Genomic DNA, 522 nt, shown 5'->3' on the forward strand with positions numbered 1-522 from the left:
ATTTCTCGTTTTATTGTTAGATTACATCACTTAATATCTCACTATACATTTTGGAGAACAGGGGTTATTTTGACTCTTGATAACAGTAAAGCTCTAGTGAAAGCAGATTTAGAAGATAAAATAATTGCGATTTCTGTTATAGGTAATAAGGAAAACCGACGGGCTTTATTAAGTGTAATTCGGACTACATTGCAAACAATAAATTGTTCTTTTGCAAAATTACAAGTAACGGAATTTATTCCCTATGAAAACATACTTATTTCTTATCAAGATTTATTAAAACTAGAGGGAATGGGAGAAATTGAATATTTAGTGCCTAGCTTGCAGAAAAAACTAAATATTAAGACTTTATTAAATGGTATTGATATTAGAGAATCTCAAGTTAGTAAAATTCTTGCAATAGAAAAAGAAAAGCTGGAGCAAGAGTCTGAAATTGAACATGATATTGAAAATTATGTTTATACAGGTTTAATCATTTTTGTCGTTTTTTCAGTCATAGTGTTGGGTATTATTTTAGGTACA

At 28.7% G+C, this 522-nt stretch carries 1 protein-coding gene; it reads left to right on the plus strand.

Translation table 11 applies throughout. The features are described 5' to 3' along the window. Positions 1-12: 12 nt before the first annotated feature. On the plus strand, positions 13-522 hold a 510-nt coding region (locus ABXH34_RS18195; protein ID WP_502710431.1), incomplete at its 3' end, for a hypothetical protein.

It is taken from the genome of Candidatus Albibeggiatoa sp. nov. BB20, from assembly GCA_016744725.1.
Taxonomy (GTDB): domain Bacteria; phylum Pseudomonadota; class Gammaproteobacteria; order Beggiatoales; family Beggiatoaceae; genus Albibeggiatoa.